Annotated in this window: 19 protein-coding genes; 8 read left to right on the top strand and 11 right to left on the bottom strand. The window is 61.0% G+C overall.

What is annotated here, in order from left to right; genetic code table 11:
• Positions 1-8 precede the first annotated feature (8 nt).
• Positions 9-1187 (top strand): VWA domain-containing protein, encoded by a 1179-nt coding sequence (locus CKW30_RS09610; RefSeq protein WP_095180657.1) that lies wholly within the window; start codon positions 9-11, stop codon positions 1185-1187.
• 43 nt (positions 1188-1230) lie between these two features.
• Here CKW30_RS09610 and CKW30_RS09605 read toward each other — a convergent pair whose 3' ends face one another.
• The 5 genes from CKW30_RS09605 to CKW30_RS09585 form a co-directional block, all read right to left on the bottom strand.
• The gene (locus CKW30_RS09605; protein WP_056783600.1) at positions 1231-1761 is read right to left on the bottom strand and encodes a hypothetical protein; all 531 of its coding nucleotides are present in this window, start codon (positions 1759-1761) and stop codon (positions 1231-1233) included.
• A 118-nt stretch (positions 1762-1879) separates the two neighbouring features.
• Positions 1880-2797, bottom strand: coding sequence for a biotin-dependent carboxyltransferase family protein (locus tag CKW30_RS09600; protein ID WP_095180656.1), 918 nt, complete (start codon positions 2795-2797; stop codon positions 1880-1882).
• Positions 2794-3498, bottom strand: coding sequence for an allophanate hydrolase subunit 1 (locus CKW30_RS09595; RefSeq protein ID WP_095180655.1), 705 nt, complete (start codon positions 3496-3498; stop codon positions 2794-2796). Before CKW30_RS09595 ends, CKW30_RS09600 begins: the two co-directional genes overlap by 4 nt.
• Positions 3495-4247, bottom strand: coding sequence for a 5-oxoprolinase subunit PxpA (locus tag CKW30_RS09590; RefSeq protein ID WP_095180654.1), 753 nt, complete (start codon positions 4245-4247; stop codon positions 3495-3497). Before CKW30_RS09590 ends, CKW30_RS09595 begins: the two co-directional genes overlap by 4 nt.
• Positions 4248-4309: 62 nt before the next feature.
• Positions 4310-5596 (bottom strand): MFS transporter, encoded by a 1287-nt coding sequence (locus CKW30_RS09585; protein WP_095180653.1) that lies wholly within the window; start codon positions 5594-5596, stop codon positions 4310-4312.
• Positions 5597-5755: 159 nt separating this feature from the next.
• On the opposite strand from CKW30_RS09585, the gene CKW30_RS09580 reads away from it, so the two are divergent.
• A complete protein-coding gene (locus tag CKW30_RS09580) occupies positions 5756-6670 on the top strand; it encodes a LysR family transcriptional regulator (RefSeq protein WP_095180652.1) in 915 nt (304 codons plus the stop codon).
• Positions 6671-6972: 302 nt separating this feature from the next.
• Here CKW30_RS09580 and CKW30_RS09575 read toward each other — a convergent pair whose 3' ends face one another.
• Genes CKW30_RS09575 through CKW30_RS09565 form a run of 3 tightly spaced genes read right to left on the bottom strand, consistent with a single transcriptional unit; the run spans position 6973 to position 8817 of the window.
• On the bottom strand, positions 6973-7515 hold the full coding sequence (locus CKW30_RS09575) for a DUF2937 family protein (protein WP_024012023.1): 543 nt from the start codon (positions 7513-7515) through the stop codon (positions 6973-6975).
• 12 nt (positions 7516-7527) lie between these two features.
• Positions 7528-8304: a class II glutamine amidotransferase gene (locus CKW30_RS09570; RefSeq protein ID WP_041478844.1), complete on the bottom strand. Its 777-nt coding sequence runs from the start codon at positions 8302-8304 to the stop codon at positions 7528-7530.
• A 15-nt stretch (positions 8305-8319) separates the two neighbouring features.
• Entirely contained in the window at positions 8320-8817 is a 498-nt protein-coding gene (locus tag CKW30_RS09565) for a hypothetical protein (RefSeq protein WP_056783588.1), read from the bottom strand.
• Positions 8818-9053: 236 nt separating this feature from the next.
• Here CKW30_RS09565 and CKW30_RS09560 point away from each other — a divergent pair, with 236 nt between their 5' ends.
• Positions 9054-11108, top strand: coding sequence for a S9 family peptidase (locus tag CKW30_RS09560; protein ID WP_056783585.1), 2055 nt, complete (start codon positions 9054-9056; stop codon positions 11106-11108).
• 236 nt (positions 11109-11344) lie between these two features.
• Entirely contained in the window at positions 11345-11818 is a 474-nt protein-coding gene (locus CKW30_RS09555; RefSeq protein WP_016771227.1) for a cyclic nucleotide-binding domain-containing protein, read from the top strand.
• Here the strand turns inward: CKW30_RS09555 and CKW30_RS09550 are convergent.
• Positions 11815-12099: a hypothetical protein gene (locus tag CKW30_RS09550; protein WP_016771228.1), complete on the bottom strand. Its 285-nt coding sequence runs from the start codon at positions 12097-12099 to the stop codon at positions 11815-11817. The two genes, CKW30_RS09555 and CKW30_RS09550, sit on opposite strands and share 4 nt — an antisense overlap.
• An 80-nt stretch (positions 12100-12179) precedes the next feature.
• On the opposite strand from CKW30_RS09550, the gene CKW30_RS09545 reads away from it, so the two are divergent.
• The 4 genes from CKW30_RS09545 (at position 12180) to CKW30_RS09530 (ending at position 14399) form a co-directional block, all read left to right on the top strand.
• The gene (locus CKW30_RS09545) at positions 12180-12866 is read left to right on the top strand and encodes a spermidine synthase (protein ID WP_071174691.1); all 687 of its coding nucleotides are present in this window, start codon (positions 12180-12182) and stop codon (positions 12864-12866) included.
• A gap of 49 nt (positions 12867-12915) precedes the next feature.
• Positions 12916-13287: a YajD family HNH nuclease gene (locus CKW30_RS09540; RefSeq protein WP_003222612.1), complete on the top strand. Its 372-nt coding sequence runs from the start codon at positions 12916-12918 to the stop codon at positions 13285-13287.
• A gap of 182 nt (positions 13288-13469) precedes the next feature.
• Positions 13470-13940, top strand: coding sequence for an RNA methyltransferase (locus tag CKW30_RS09535; RefSeq protein ID WP_007911337.1), 471 nt, complete (start codon positions 13470-13472; stop codon positions 13938-13940).
• A gap of 81 nt (positions 13941-14021) precedes the next feature.
• A complete protein-coding gene (locus CKW30_RS09530) occupies positions 14022-14399 on the top strand; it encodes a DUF2892 domain-containing protein (protein ID WP_095180651.1) in 378 nt (125 codons plus the stop codon).
• Positions 14400-14517: 118 nt separating this feature from the next.
• Here the strand turns inward: CKW30_RS09530 and CKW30_RS09525 are convergent, their stop codons facing one another.
• Both CKW30_RS09525 and CKW30_RS09520 read right to left on the bottom strand, forming a co-directional pair.
• A complete protein-coding gene (locus CKW30_RS09525; protein ID WP_095180650.1) occupies positions 14518-14967 on the bottom strand; it encodes a YcgN family cysteine cluster protein in 450 nt (149 codons plus the stop codon).
• Positions 14968-15221: 254 nt separating this feature from the next.
• Complete coding sequence (locus tag CKW30_RS09520; RefSeq protein ID WP_041478849.1) at positions 15222-16154, bottom strand: D-2-hydroxyacid dehydrogenase; 933 nt, start codon at positions 16152-16154, stop codon at positions 15222-15224.
• Positions 16155-16219: the final 65 nt, after the last annotated feature.

Here is a 16219-nt window from a genome sequence, read left to right as displayed (position 1 = left end):
CTGCTGCCATGTTGCTCAACCTGTTCAACGAAATGCGTGCAGCCAAGGTACCGGTGTCGGTACGCGAGCTGCTCGACCTGATCAACGCGCTGAAACAGCGCGTGACCTTCGCCGACATGGACGAGTTCTATTATTTGTCGCGGGCGATTCTGGTGAAGGACGAGCGCCATTTCGACAAGTTCGACCGCGCGTTCGGTGCCTACTTCAATGGCCTGGAGAAACTCGACGATCACTTGCAGGCGCTGATTCCCGAAGACTGGCTGCGCAAGGAATTCGAGCGTTCGCTGAGCGACGAAGAACGCGCGCAGATCCAGTCCCTTGGCGGGCTGGACAAGCTCATCGAGGAATTCAAGAAGCGTCTGGAAGAACAGAAGGAACGTCACGCCGGCGGCAACAAATGGATCGGCACCGGCGGCACCAGCCCGTTCGGTTCCGGCGGTTTTAACCCGGAAGGCATCCGCGTTGGCGATGCCGGCAAGCGTCAGGGCAAAGCGGTCAAGGTCTGGGATCAGCGCGAGTACAAGAACCTCGACGACTCGGTGGAACTGGGCACGCGCAACGTCAAGGTCGCCCTGCGTCGTCTGCGCAAGTTCGCCCGTCAGGGTGCGGCGGAAGAACTCGACATCGACGGCACCATCGACCACACCGCCAAGGATGCCGGCCTGCTGAACATCCAGATGCGCCCGGAACGGCGCAACACGGTGAAGCTGCTGCTGTTGTTCGACATCGGCGGCTCGATGGACGCGCACGTAAAGATCTGCGAGGAATTGTTCTCGGCCTGCAAGACCGAGTTCAAGCATCTTGAGTATTTCTACTTCCACAACTTCATTTATGAATCAGTGTGGAAGAACAACATGCGCCGCACTTCCGAACGCACCTCGACCCAGGATCTGCTGCATAAATACGGCGCCGACTACAAAGTGATCTTTATCGGTGACGCCGCCATGGCGCCTTACGAAATCACCCAGGCCGGTGGCAGCGTCGAGCACTGGAACGAAGAGCCGGGTTACGTGTGGATGCAGCGCTTCATGGAGAAATACAAGAAGCTCATCTGGATCAACCCGTATCCGAAAGATACCTGGGGCTATACCTCGTCGACCAACATCGTCCGTGATCTGATCGAGGATCAGATGTATCCGCTGACGCTGCGCGGGCTTGAAGAAGGGATGCGGTTCTTGTCCAAATGACCGCCTGATCATTCCCACGCTGAGCGCGGGAATGATCAAAGAATTACCAGCCCGATTTGATGTAGGCCTCGCAAAGTCTGTCCATGAAGGCTCGGTCATCCGTTTCGCAAACAGGCGGAGGAGACACGCCGCGTTGTTTCGCCTGCCGCACGATTTCATTGCGCTGCTGAGCTTCGCGCTGTAAACGGTTGGCCTTTTCCTGCCGGGTTTCCGGCCTTGTCAGCAGTTCCTCTTGCATCTGACCTTGCGCATCAAAGAAGCGAAACCGCACACCGGTAGCCGGACCTTGCGCAACCCTGCCCTCGGCAATCAGCTCCATACAGGCGCCGTTCTGTCCGGTTTGAAGGTGCCTGACAAACATGCGCCGGATATCGGAATTGGCGGTAGACAGAAATTTTTCGATCGGGTCTGTCATTGCTTCGCTATCGGCGTCACCGGCGTCTACCCGTTGCAGACTACCAAAACGATCGACTCTGGCCTTGTAGACCACATCAGCTCTGGCGCGATCATGGAACTCGACGACGCTCACGGCACCTTCCGCGCTGGTTTGGGCACTGACTTTCATATAACGCATCTGTAACTTCCTTGTGAGAGATGAAGCGCAATCGTTTCATATGCTCACAGTCACGACTGTAAGGCGACGTACTTAGCTGCCAGGAAGCGTCTCGGTTTTGGGTACGAAACCATGCACGTTACGCGTAGGACCTCAGATAGTTCTGATGCGTTTTCCAGGCTTGCTCCTGCATTACCGGAATGAATCGCACCGTTGCCCCTGGCAGACATTGCGCCAGCCTGGCCAGCGCCAGCGGCGTCAACGCGCCCAGGCGCGGGTATCCGCCAATGGTCTGGCGATCGTTGAGCAACACGATCGGTTGGCCATCGGGCGGCACCTGCACCGCGCCCAACGGAATCCCCTCGGAGATCATCGGCGCGCCCTGATATTGCAACGCCGAGCCGAGCAGGCGGATGCCCATGCGATCAGCGCGACTGTCGAGTGTCCAGCGACTATTGAATACCTCAAACAGGCTTTGCCCGCTGAACAGGCCGATCTGCGCGCCGATTACCAGATCCAGCGGCTTGTCGGAGCGCAGGTCCGGTTGATGCGACTGCGGTACTTCACGCACCTGCCGGGGTTCGCCGCGATAACTCAAGGTTGCCCCTCTTGTCAGCGGCACGCCCAGGCCATCAAGCCCCCCGAGCTCTTCGCGCACCACCGTGGCACTGCTGCCCAGCACCTTAGGCGCAGTAAACCCACCGGGGGCCGCCAGATAAGCTCTAGCGCCAAGCAACGGCTGGGTAAATCGCAATGTCTGGCCTTTCGCCAATTTGAAACTGCGCCACGGCGCCAGCGGCTGGCCGTCGATCTGCGCGCCGAGATCCGCTCCCGCCAGCGCCAGCAGGCAATCCTCTTCAGCCACAACAGCAAACCCGCCGAGGGTGATTTCAACCACTGCTGCATCCAGCTCATTGCCGAGCAGCCAATTGGCCCAGCTCATCGAACACCAATCCGCCGCGCCGCCCTGGGTCACGCCCAGATGCCGCACGCCAAACCGCCCGGCATCCTGCAACAGGCACAGCGGTGTGCTGGCTTCGATCGTCAATCGACTCATGCCAACGCCTCCAGTGGTGTGTCATCGCCGCCCAAGCGTATGAATTCGGCGTGATCGACGGCTTCGAAGCGCACCGTGTCGCCCGGTTGCATCAGGCTGTAGCCGTCGCGATGGCGATCAAACAGTTGCGCCGGGGTGCGCCCGATCAGGTTCCAGCCACCAGGTGAAACTACCGGATAAGCCGCCGTCTGCCGCTCAGCGATGCCCACGCTGCCGGCGGCAACTTTCTTGCGCGGCGTGCTCAAGCGCGGCGCGGCGAGCATTTCTTCGACCAGACCCATGAAGGCAAAACCCGGCGCAAAGCCCAGCGCGAACACCTGATATTCCCGTGCGCTGTGCCGACGAATCACTTCCGCCACTGGCAGCCCGCTGCGTTCGGCCAACAGGCTCAATTCCGGGCCGACACTCAAGTCGTACCAGACCGGCAAGACGTGACACTGCCCACCGCTTCGCGCATTCGGCGACAGATCGACCAGCGCTTCGGCGATCAATTCACGCGCCTGCGCCGGACTCAACAGCGTCAGGTCGTAATGCACCATCAACGTCGTATAGGACGGCACCAGATCGATCAACTGTGCACCAAACGCCGTGCGCAAACGCTCGCTCGCGGCGAGCATCCACGGCATGTTGGCTTCGGCGATTTCATCGAACAGACGCAACATCAGGCAGTCGAGCGCCACCACTTCAATCCGTGGGTTCATGACGCACTCGACTGCTGCAAGGCTTGGCGAATGCGCTGCACCGCGGCCACGGAACTGGCGTTGTCGCCGTGTACACACAATGTATTGGCGCGCAGGATCAAGGTGCTGCCATCGCTGGCGGTGAGCGCGCCGCCATCGGCGATGGTCAGCGCTTGCTCGATGATTTTTTCGGCATCGTGATGCACGGCGCCCGGCAATTGCCGGGAGACCAGCCGGCCGGCGCTGTCATAGGCACGGTCGGCGAACGCTTCAAACCACAGCGTTACGCCGTATTCATCGCCAATTTGCTGCGTCGCAGCGTTGTCTCGGGTCGCCATCAACATCAGCGGCAAGCTGCGGTCATACGCGGCCACGGCCTGCACCACCGCGCGCAACTGCGCCGGGTTGGCCATCATGTCGTTGTACATCGCGCCGTGGGGTTTGACGTAGCTCACGCGCCCGCCCTGCGCCTTGCAGATGCCGTCGAGGGCACCGATCTGGTAATGCAGGATGTCTTGCAGCTCTTGCGCGGAATACGCCATGGAGCGCCGGCCGAATCCGACCAGATCCTGATAGGCCGGGTGCGCGCCAATCTGCACGCCATGCTCGAGCGCCAGCGCCACTGTTTTGCGCATGATGCTCGGGTCGCCGGCATGGAAACCACAGGCAACGTTGGCGCAATCGATGAAGGGCATGACTTCGGCGTCCAGACCCATGGTCCAGCTGCCGAAGCTCTCGCCAATGTCGCAATTCAATAGCAGGCGGCTCACGGTGAACACTCCTGTAGCTGCTGGTCTTTTTATCTGTAGGAGACTTCTGCGCAGGGTATCAGTTACTGCGCGTCGAGTTGCTTGCCACGGGTTTCCGGCAGGCTCAGCGCCGCCAGAATCACCACGCCATAGGAGACCGCCGCGAAGGCGCCGATGCCCATGCTCAATGGCACTTTCTGGCTGAGCAGGCCGATCAACAGCGGGAACAACGCCGCCAGCGCGCGGCCGATGTTGTAGCAGAAACCCTGGCCCGAGCCGCGAATCCGCGTGGGGAACAGTTCGGTGAGAAACGCACCCATGCCGCTGAAAATTCCCGAGGCGAAGAAGCCCAGCGGAAAGCCCAGCCAGAGCATCACGCCATTGCTGACCGGCATCTGCGTGTAGAGCAGAACGATAGTGAACGAGCCGACGGCAAACAAAATGAAGTTCTTTTTCCGCCCCAGCAGGTCGGTCAGATAAGCGCTGGTCACATAGCCGACGTAAGAACCGACGATCACCATCGCCAGATAACCACCGGTGCCAAGCACGCTCAAACCGCGCTCGTTCTTGAGGAAAGTCGGCAGCCAGGAGGTGATCGCGTAGTAGCCGCCCAGCGCACCGGTGGTCAGCAAAGAAGCGCGAAACGTGGTGAAGAGCATGCCCGGTGCGAAGATCTCGTAGAACTTCGCCGGGTTTTCCGGAGTTTGCGCGGCTTTGGCTTCGCGATATATCTCCGGATCTTTCACCAGGCGACGGACAAAAATCACGAATATCGCCGGCACGATGCCGAGGATGAACAGCGCGCGCCAGGCATCTTCCGCTGGCAACACCGAAAACAGCAGCGCGTACAGAATCGCCGTCAGGCCCCAACCCAGCGCCCAGCCGGATTGCACCATGCCCACCGCTTTGCCGCGATCCTTGGCGCGGATCACTTCACCGATCAACACTGCGCCAGCGGTCCATTCACCGCCGAAACCGAAGCCCATCAACGTGCGCGCGATCAACAATTGTTCGTAGTTTTGCGCGAAGCCGCAGAGGAAGGTGAAGAAGGCGAACCACAGCACCGTCAGTTGCAGGGTGCGCACACGGCCGATGCGGTCGGAGAGAATCCCGGCGACCCAACCGCCGATGGCCGAGGCGATCAGGGTGCTGGTGTGAATCAGCCCCGCTTCGCCCGTGGTGATGCCCCACATCGCGATCAGCGTCGGCACGACGAAGCTGAGCATTTGCGTGTCCATACCGTCCAGACCGTAGCCGATCTTGCAGCTCCAGAACGTGCGGCGCTCCTGCTGGTTGATGTTGCGGTACCAGTCGAAAGGTCCGGGGCGAGCCGCAGGCTTGGATAAAGGGAGGGTATCGGGAGCACTCATGGCAAATCTCCGCAGGGCTTTTATTGGTCTTGTTCGAAGCTCCGACGACGCCTATCGTGGGAACCGGATGCGTCGATTTTTCGTCGCTCTGCCCTGCGCCGTCCAACGAATAAAAACCCGCCTTAGGCATAAGAAAAATTTGTCACTCGAGCCTTGTCCATGAATCTGAAGTTTCTCGAGACCTTTGTCTGGGTCGCGCGCCTGAAGAGTTTTCGCCTGACCGCTGACAAGCTGTTCACCACCCAGGCATCGATTTCCAGCCGCATTGCGGTGCTCGAAGGCGAGCTGGGCGTAAAGCTGTTTTTGCGCGACTCACGCGGCGTCAGCCTGACCCCGGAAGGCCTGAAAGTGCTCGACTATGCCGAGCAGATGCTCGACACCATGGCGGCGCTGAAGCAGTCGATCGAGACCCGTTCGAGCAAGGTCGGCCGGGTGCGTATCGGCGTGATGGACACAGTGATCCATACCTGGCTGAGCCCGCTGGTGGCGCAGATGACCGATCTGTACCCACGGGTGGAAATCGAATTGGTCGCGGATACCGCGCTGAACCTCTGCGATCAACTGCAAAAAGGCTTCCTTGATCTGGTTCTGCAAACCGATCTGGTCCGTCACGAAAGCGTGCGCAGCCTCGAGCTGGCAAGCCATCCGCTGGGCTGGATTGTCGCGAGCAATTCGATCTACAACCGCGACTACGCCGACCTCGCCGAACTGGCGCAGGAGCGGATCATCACCTATTCGAAAAACTCACGACCGCATCAGGATATCGTCGCGCTGATGCAGGCCAGCGGCGTCATGGCGCCACGCTTGAATTGCGTGAACTCGGTGTCGGCGATCACCCGGTTGTTGCGCGACGGCTTCGGTATCGGCGCGCTGCCGCCGGTGCTGGTGACCGAGGAGCTGGCACGGGGCGAATTGATCTTGCTCGACATCGAGCAGCGGCCGGCGAATCTGCCGGTGGTGGTGTCGTGGCGGGTCGGGGTTGAGTGGGTCGAGGAGATCGTGACGTTGTGTCAGCAGGTCCTGGCGGGGTATGCGCACAAGGTCGGCAAGGACTACATCACCCTTACTGAATGATTACGTGGCGAGGGGATTTATCCCCGCTCGGCTGCGCAGCAGTCGTGATTGCGGCCAACGCGGTCTTTCAGTGCAGGTTTTGGGGCTGCTGCGCAGCCCAACGGGGATAAATCCCCTCGCCACAGAACTCATTCACCACAGAACCCACTCGCCACGGAACTCATTCGCCACAGAACCCACTCCCCCCATAGCCCATTCACCACAGAGCCCATTCACCACAGAACCCACTCACCCCAGAGCCCACTCACCACAGAATCCCCCATGCCATAAGGCCTCTCTTGCCAGAGGGGATTGTGCAAGTCTTACAAACCGCGCACATCGCGATCTTCGATCGGCCGGCTCTGGCGCAGGCGGCGGCCGCCGAGGACGACCCAGTCGATCAGGCGGAACAGGCATTCGACGCCGAACGACAGCAGCAACGCGCCGCTCATGCCCCAGATCATCGCCTCTGGCGTCAGCAGGATCTGGTAGCTGTAGCCGTTCCAGGTTTCCTTGCGAATATCCGGATCGGCGGCCAGCACCACTTGCAGGAAGCGCACATACCACGGGCCTTGCATCGCCTGGAATTGCTTGTCCAGCGCGACCTGGCGGGTGAGCAAGGTGTTCAGGCTGTCGGCATCGCTGCGAAAAATCGGGTCTTCGCTGGCACGGTAATGTGCGACCAGCGCCTGCATATCGCCTTTGAAAAACTGATCCGCCGTGCCCTGGAAACCACGCAGACCGGTCTGCGCTTCGATCAGGTGCGCTTCGACACGCTGGGCGTAATCGTTGATGAACCCCGGCACCTGGACACCGATCAACAGGCCCGCCGCAAACAACACCAGCCGTAGATAACTGAGCAACATGGGTGCAAATCCTTATTCGGTCTTGCCCTGGCTGACGCATTCGCCGCGTCGCCACAGGCTCCATTGGCCCGGTTCGTAACGGGTCCAGGTTTCGTTTTCGGTCAAAGGCTCGGTGGCAATCACCGTGACCACGTCGTTGGGCGTGGTTTCGGCCTGGAAGTCGACGATCACATCGACATCCTTGAGCCGCGCCGGGCCGAACGGGGCGCGGCGGGTGATCTGGGCGAGTTTGGTCGAGCAGTAACAGAACAGCCAATCGCCGTCGCTGAGCAGGCAATTGAACACGCCTTTGCTGCGATATTCGGCGCACGCTGCGACCAGATCCGGCAGCAGCACTTCGATATCGACCGGCTCGGGGAAGGCTGCGCGTACCCGGTTGAGCAAATCGCAGAACGCCGCTTCGCTGTCGGTATCGCCGACCGGTCGGTAGAAACTCTTGATCGCAGTGAAGTCGGCGAGCTGGCCGTTGTGCGCGAAACACCAGTTGCGCCCCCACAGTTCGCGGACGAACGGGTGGGTGTTGGACAGGCAGACCTTGCCGACGTTGGCCTGGCGAATATGGCCGATGACCACTTCGCTCTTGATCGGATAACGCTGCACCAGGTTGGCAACTTCCGACTCGCTGCTCGCTGCCGGGTCCTGAAACAGCCGCAGGCCCCGCCCTTCGTAGAAGGCAATGCCCCAGCCGTCGCGGTGCGGGCCGGTACGGCCGCCGCGTTGCATCAGGCCGGTGAAGCTGAACACGATGTCGGTCGGCACGTTGGCACTCATGCCCAGTAATTCACACATGTGCGGACTCTCGGGTTACAGACGCGGCTCGACCCGCATGCGCTGCGGATTGTTCGGTACTGGCGGGCGACCGTAGCGGTCGTCACCGGCGCCACCGAACGGTTGATCATCGTCGCGCTCTTCGGCACGGGCGGCGGCCTTGGCGGCCTCGGCGCGTTCACGCCGTGCTACCGAGGCACGCTCGATCGGCAGGCGGATCAAGACGAAAACCAGATACACCCCGAAGGCGATCATGCCGTACATGAACAGATCGGAAACCGCGCGCCAGGCGTTGTTGCCGACCTTGAACAGCATGTCCAGGGCGGTGATGGCGATGGCCGGTGCAACTTTGGCTTTCACCGGATCGACGATGGTCGGGCTGAACAGCAACACCGCCATCAGCACACGCAGCGGCTCGCGCAGCCAACGCCACATCCAGGTGGTCAGGCGCATCCATACCAGCAGGCAGCCCACGGCGGCAAAGGCGTAAAGGCCCCAGGCGATCAGATAGTCGTTCTCGGTCATGGTGTCCATGGCAAGGCAGGCAAATAGGCGCTTATAGTAACGACTTTTCGCCCATGCGGCTTGTCCCAATACCAGACGGCCAGCAGCCGCCCCTGTGGGAGCGAGCCTGCTCGCGAATACGGACTGTCAGTTGCAACAGCGTTGCCTGACACACCGCTTTCGCGAGCAGGCTCGCTCCCACACGGGCTGCGGCGCTTTCAAGACCTGCGAACAACCCAATTCCGAATATTGTCCGAGAGCCTTCCATGCCCCAATCCGCCAATGTCATGACTGCCCCGATTGCCCAGCGGGCGCCCGGCGCCGACCCGTATGCCTGGCTGCAGGAACGCGATACCGACGCGGTGCTCGACTACCTCAAGGCTGAAAACGCTTATCAGGAAGCGCAAATCGCCGATCAGGCCGAGCTGCGCGAAAGCCTGTTCAACGAAATCAAGGGGCGGATTCTCGAGACTGATCTGTCCCTGCCCTCGCCCTGGGGCCCCTACCTTTATTACACGCGCACCACCGCCGGTGACGAATATGCCCGGCACTACCGCTGCCCGCGCCCGGCGGACGACAGCCTGACCCTCGATGAAAGCCGCGAGCAACTATTGCTCGACCCGAATGCGCTGGCCAACGGCGGTTTCTTCTCGCTCGGTGCTTTCAGCATCAGCCCCGATCACCAGCGCCTGGCCTACAGCGTCGATACCTCGGGCGACGAGATCTACACGCTGTTCGTCAAGGAGCTGTCCAACGACAAGGTCAGCGAACTGGAATTCGAGGACTGCGACGGCAGCATGACCTGGGCCAACGACAGCCTGACCCTGTTTTTCGGTGTGCTCGACGACACCCATCGCCCGCACAAACTGTTCCGCTATCGCCTTGATGGCACTGCCGCCGAAGAGGTTTTTCACGAGCCGGATGGGCGTTTCTTCCTGCATTGCTACCGCGCCAGCTCCGAACAGCAATTGCTGCTGTCGCTGGGCAGCAAGACCACCAGTGAAGTCTGGGCGCTGGACGCCAACCAACCGCACCTGCCGTTCAACTGCCTGGCGCCACGGGTCGAAGATCACGAATACGACGTCGACCACGGCCTGCTCGATGGCGTCTGGACATGGTTTATCCGTACCAACCGCGACGGCATCAACTTCGCCCTGTATCAGGCCCCGGACACTGGCGTGCCGCCGAGCGAGGCCGACTGGCAGAACCTGATCCCGCACAACGAAGAAGTGATGCTCGACGGTGTTAGCCTCAACACCGAGGCGATGACTTTGAGTCTGCGCGAAGGTGGCCTGCCGATCATCGAGGTTCACCCGCAGGGCTCGGCGCCGTATCGCGTGCAATTGCCCGACGCGGCCTACAGCCTCCACGTGCAAAACAGCCTGGAATTCGAGAGCGACCGCATTCGCTTGCGCTACGAAGCATTGAATCGCCCGGCCCAGGTGCGCCAGTTGATTCTTGCCAGCGGCGAGCAAACGGTGCTCAAGGAAACCCCGGTACTCGGCCAATTTGATGCCGACGCCTATGTCAGCCAACGCCTGTGGGCGACCGCCCCGGACGGTACGCAGGTACCGATCAGTCTGGTGATGAAGCGCGAGATGGTCGGTAAACCGGTGCCGCTGTATCTGTATGGTTATGGCGCTTACGGCTCCAGCCTCGATCCGTGGTTTTCCCACGCCCGCCTGAGTCTGCTCGATCGCGGCATGGCCTTCGCCATTGCTCACGTACGCGGCGGCGGCGAGCTGGGCGAAGCCTGGTATCGCGCCGGCAAGCAGGAACACAAACACAACACCTTCAGCGACTTCATCGCCTGCGCCGAATTCCTGATTCTCAACGGCATCACCACGGCGGAGAAACTGGCGATCAGCGGCGGCAGCGCCGGTGGCCTGCTGATCGGCGCGGTGCTCAACCAGCGCCCGGACCTGTTCGGCGTGGCGATTGCCGAAGTGCCGTTCGTCGACGTGCTCAATACCATGCTCGACCCCGATCTGCCGCTGACCGTCACCGAATACGACGAATGGGGCAACCCGGAAGAACCGGACGTCTATGATCGGATCAAGGCTTACGCACCGTACGAAAACGTCACCGCGCAGGCTTATCCGCCACTGCTGGTGATCGCCGGCTACAACGACAGCCGCGTGCAGTACTGGGAAGCAGCCAAGTGGGTGGCGAAATTGCGCGCGACCAAGACCGACGACAATGTGCTGCTGCTCAAGACCGAACTGGGTGCCGGGCATGGCGGCATGAGCGGGCGCTATCAGGGATTACGTGACGTAGCGCTCGAATATGCATTTGTGTTCAAGGTTTTGGGCCTGGCCTGAGGAACTCCGTCGGTCACTTGGGTCTTAATTCCAGACCCATTGTGGCGAAGGGATTTATCCCCGTTGGGCTGCGAAGCGGCCCCAAACCTGCAAACTCAGTATTTCTGAAGCACCGAGTTGGCAGGACTTGCGACTGCTGCGCAGCCGAGCGGGGATAAATCCCCTCGCCACAAAAGCCCGTTCCTACGGGATCCGTGTATAGCCTTGAAATGTGATAACAAAAAGACCGCATCGACATGTCCGAACCGACCTTTCTGAACAACGAAATCCGCGACTGGCTGATGGACTGTGGCCTGTTCGATCAATTGCAGCTGGCCGACTTCGCGGCCGCTTCCGGCTATTTCAGCATCAGCACCGTGGCTGAAGGCGAGGCGATTTTTCGCGAGGGTGATGCCGGCAGTTTCATGTGCATCATCCACACCGGCCAGGTCGCCGTGCAGAAAACCGGCGCTGACGGCCAGGTCATCACCATGGCCACCCTGCGCAGCGGTCGGGCCTTCGGTGAAATGGCCGTGCTCGATGGCGAGCGCCGCTCGGCTACCTGCATCGCGGCGAGCAATTGTCAGTTGCTCAATCTGGGCAAGGACTCGCTGGAGAAAATGCTCAACGACGCGCCGAAAATCGCCGCGAAGATCATCCGCGCCCTCGCCGTCTCGCTGTCCAAACGCCTGCGCATGGCCGACGGCCAACTCGCCGCGCAACAGGTTTAGCCGCCGGGGGATTTGACCTTGTTGCCGTTCGGCTCGATGCCCGGCACCGGTTGATCCTTGCTCGGCGGGCTGGGCATTTCGATCGGTACCAGCGGTGGGCTGCCGCTGCCGGCGCCCGACTTGGGCAGGGTGATCGGGGTGATCTGCGGATACGGCGTCGGCGTCGCGGTGCCGGGCGAGCCGGGCTGCGGCGTCGGGCTGACCGGAACGCTCTGCTGGGCCTGCACTGCAGTAATCGCGAGCGCGGCCAGGGTAATGACCGTTAGAATGGTGCGCTTCATCAAGGGCTCCGTTTGGCCTTTAGTCTGTGCTCAGGCTACTCCCAACGCGCCTGCTTGCCTTCCCCCCTTTAGAGATTTCCATGAAACGTTTCGTTCTGCTCGACACCACCCCGATCCCTGAAAACGGCGGTGCCCTGTGCCTGTTCGAGTATGGCGAGGATTTCGTCATCAAGATCCAGGGCGGCGACGGCGGACAGTTGATGAACACGCGCATGCACGGTTCTGAAGATGCGCTGGCCGAGATCCCCTGCCGCAAGGTCGCCGGCCGGCCGAATTCGCGGGTGTTGATCGGCGGCCTGGGCATGGGTTTCACCCTCGCCTCGGCACTCAAGCATCTGGGCAAGTCCGCCGAAGTGGTGGTCGCTGAGCTGGTGCCCGGCGTGGTCGAGTGGAATCGCGGCCCGCTCGGGGAGAAATCCGGTCGGCCATTGCTTGACCCGCGCACGGTGATCCGTCAGGAAGATGTGGCCAACGTGCTGCAAAGCGAGCCGAACGGTTTCGATGCGATCATGCTTGACGTCGACAACGGCCCCGAAGGCCTGACTCAAAAGGCCAACAGCTGGCTGTATTCCGCCGCAGGTCTGAATGCCTGCGCCAAGGCGCTGCGCCCCAAAGGTGTTCTCGCGGTATGGTCGGCCAGCGCCGACCGACAGTTTTCCGACAAATTGAAGAAGGCCGGTTTCAAGGCCGAAGAAGTCCAGGTCTTCGCCCACGGCAACAAGGGCACCCGTCACACGATCTGGATTGCCGAGAAGCTCAAGGGCTGAGCTAAACTCTGCGCATAACCGTCATCAGTCTTTCTGCAAAGGTGAACCCATGAGTTCGTCCACCCCCACCAACACGTCGAAGCTGGACCGCATCCTCGCCGACAACCAGCGCGACAAGGAAATGGGCTACCGCGACAAAGCCCTGAAGATGTACCCACACGTCTGCGGCCGCTGCGCCCGTGAGTTTTCCGGCAAGCGCCTGAGCGAACTGACTGTGCATCACCGTGACCACAACCACGACAACAACCCGCAGGACGGCTCGAACTGGGAGCTGTTGTGCCTGTATTGCCACGACAACGAGCACTCGCGTTACACCGATCAGCAGTATTTCGGCGACGGCTCGCTGAGCACACCGAAGATCGCCAAGGCCACGCATAACCCGTTTGCGGCCCTGGCTGGCTTGATGAAAAAAGAAGATTGAAGATCTTCATCGCCTGAGCTGGCCCTTTCGCGAGCAGGCTCGCTCCCACAGTTGAAATGCGTTCCCCTGTGGGAGCGAGCCTGCTCGCGAAGGCGGCCGGCCAGGCACCACAAATCTCGAATCTGCCCGCCCTCCCCCAATCCCCGTATAATCGCCCTCTTTTTCCCGAAGGCACCCCGCTCGTGGCAGACAAACGGTACAGCTGCATTGGTTTGTATAACCCCAAATCACCGGAGAACGTCGGTTCGGTGATGCGCGCCGCAGGCTGTTACGGCGTGGCGTCGGTGTTCTACACAGGCAAGCGTTATGAACGCGCGGCCGATTTCGTCACCGACACCAAGCGCGTGCACTACGACATCCCGTTGATCGGCATCGACGACCTGAAAAAAATCCTTCCGCTCAACTGCGTGCCCGTCGCGGTAGAGCTGGTCGAAGGCGCACGGCCGCTGCCGGAATACACCCACCCCGACCGCGCCCTCTACATCTTCGGCCCGGAAGACGGCTCGCTGGATAAAGAGATTCGCGACTGGTGCGAAGACGTCGTGTACATCCCCACCACCGGCTGCATGAATCTCGCCGCCACGGTCAACGTCGTGCTCTACGACCGCATGGCCAAGGGCCTGAACACGCGCTCCGGGCCGAAATTCCGCTGAAGCGTCGCACATTCGATGGAACAAGCTGACCGCCATGGCAGTCAGCTTATCTATCAATCGCACCCTGCCTGGAGATAGATCATGAGCGAGCTCAAACGCGTAGAACGCATCGAATCCACCCCGTTCCAGTCGCCTTCGCACAAGAATGTGCATGGCTGGGAGCGCGTCGGCTCGTTGACCGGCGGCGTGCTGATGGTCGGCAAGGGCCTGCGCCGTGGCGGCGTATTCGGCCTGCTGCAAGTGGCGCTCGGCGGCATGGCCGTAGCCCGTGGCATCACCGGACACTGCTCGGCGAAAAGCCTGTTGGAAAAAGGCCGTCAGGACATGAGCAACGTGCGGGCGAAGATCGAACGCGCCGGGGAAGAACTGAGCAAGTTGAAGACCAATGCCGAAGTGGCCACTGAAACAGCCACCGTCACCGGCAATGATTCGCTGGTCTCGCCGAAGGCCGGGGTTTGATCCGCGATCGTCGGTGAGCCAAATGGCCCCATCGCGAGCAGGCTCACTCCTACAATTGGAACGCGCTCACTTGTAGGAGTGAGCCTGCTCGCGATAGCGGTTTCGAATCTTGTAAAGATTAACCGGCGCGAAAAATCAGATGATCTTCCCAGTCATCTTCCGGCACGCTGCCTTCGGCGAGCATGCGCCCGGACTGGGAAATCCGCTCATGGTGCACCGCTTCGCGGTCGCCACACACCAGGTGATGCCATAACGGCAGATCCTTGCCCTCGCTGACCAGACGATAACCACAGGTCGGCGGTAGCCATTTGAATTCTTCCGCCTGACCCGGCGTGAGCTGAATGCAGTCAGGGACAAACTTGATCCGGTTCGGATAATCGCTGCACTGACAGGTTTTCAGATCCAGCAGTTTGCAAGCGATGCGCGTGTAATAGACGCTGTTGTCTTCTTCGTCCTCGAGCTTTTGCAGGCAGCACAGACCGCAGCCGTCGCACAGCGATTCCCACTCCTCGTGATCGAGCTGATCGAGGGTTTTGCGTTTCCAGAACGGTTCGACTATGGCGGCCATGGCTCAAGCATCAACATCAAGGTGGTGAAAAGGCCGCCAGTCTAGTGCCAGCGGGCGCGGGGGCCAAGCGCTGGCGACTGTCGGTAAATCCGCTTGTCAGCGCCAGCGCCGCCCACTGAGCAAACTGGTGGCTACCCTATGAAACCAATGTGGCAGCGAGCCTGCTCGCGAAAGCGCTGTGTCAGACACGCTGTTGTCGACTGACACGCCCTCTTCGCGAGCAGGCTCGCTCCCACAGTGAAATCGGTGGAGAGTCAGTAACCGCGGGTGAAATCCACCTCGCCGCGCAAAGCTTCACCTGCCTCATACGCTTTCAGGTTCTGCACAAACAAATCCACCATCAGCGCCGGCGAGGTCGGTGCCGAGCTGTGCCCGGTCAGGAGCAAGCCCCACGCGGTCCAGAATGGATGGCGTTGCGGCAATGGTTCCTGACGGCAGACGTCGATCACCGCGCCGGCCAGATGCCCTTCCTTCAAGGCTTCTACCAGATCGGCATCGACCACTGCGACACCACGCCCGGCGTTGATGAACAATCCGGTCGGCTTGAATTGCTTGAACAGCGCCGCGTCGTAGATATCGTGGGTGTGTTCGGTGTTCGGCAGCAGATTGACCACGTAATCCACTTCGCCCACCAATCGCGGAAGATCGGCCAGCGCGCCAACTTCGACAAATGGCGCCTGTTCGCGGGCACTGCTGGCGATACCGTACAGCTCGACGCCGAACGGCCGCAGAAACTGCGCAACGCTCTGGCCGATGTCACCGGTGCCGACGATCAGCACCTTGCGCCCTACCAGACTCTGGCCGCTGCGGTTGTCCCATTTGCGCTCGACCTGGCTGACCAGCCGCGCCAGCACCTCGCGTTCGTGGCCGAGGATGTAGGTCAGCACATATTCAGCCATGACCTGACCGAAAATCCCCACGGCGCGGGTCAGTCGATAGTCGCGGCGCAGGCCGTCGGCGAGCAGCGGCGTGATGCCGGCCCAGGTCGATTGCAGCCATTGCGGTTGATGGCCCTGGCGCAGCAAGGTCGCCAGCAGATCCGGCTGGCCCAGCCACACCGGGCAATCGGCGGCCTGACGCGCCAGTTCGGCGGAGTCGCCGCTGGTCAGGATTTCAAGCTCGGGCAGCGCCTGACGCAGCAGGCGGGCGTATATCGCGTAGTCGTGTTCGGCAATCAGAACGCGCATCTTCAAACCTTTCGCAAACCGTGCAAACAGCCGCCGGGTTCGGGCCGGCCATCGCGGTAAAAACA

Origin of the sequence: Pseudomonas sp. Irchel 3F6, assembly GCF_900187595.1 — a bacterium.
GTDB lineage: Bacteria > Pseudomonadota > Gammaproteobacteria > Pseudomonadales > Pseudomonadaceae > Aquipseudomonas > Aquipseudomonas siliginis.
Note: the sequence above shows the minus strand (reverse complement) of the source record. Positions and strands in the feature narration are given on the sequence as shown.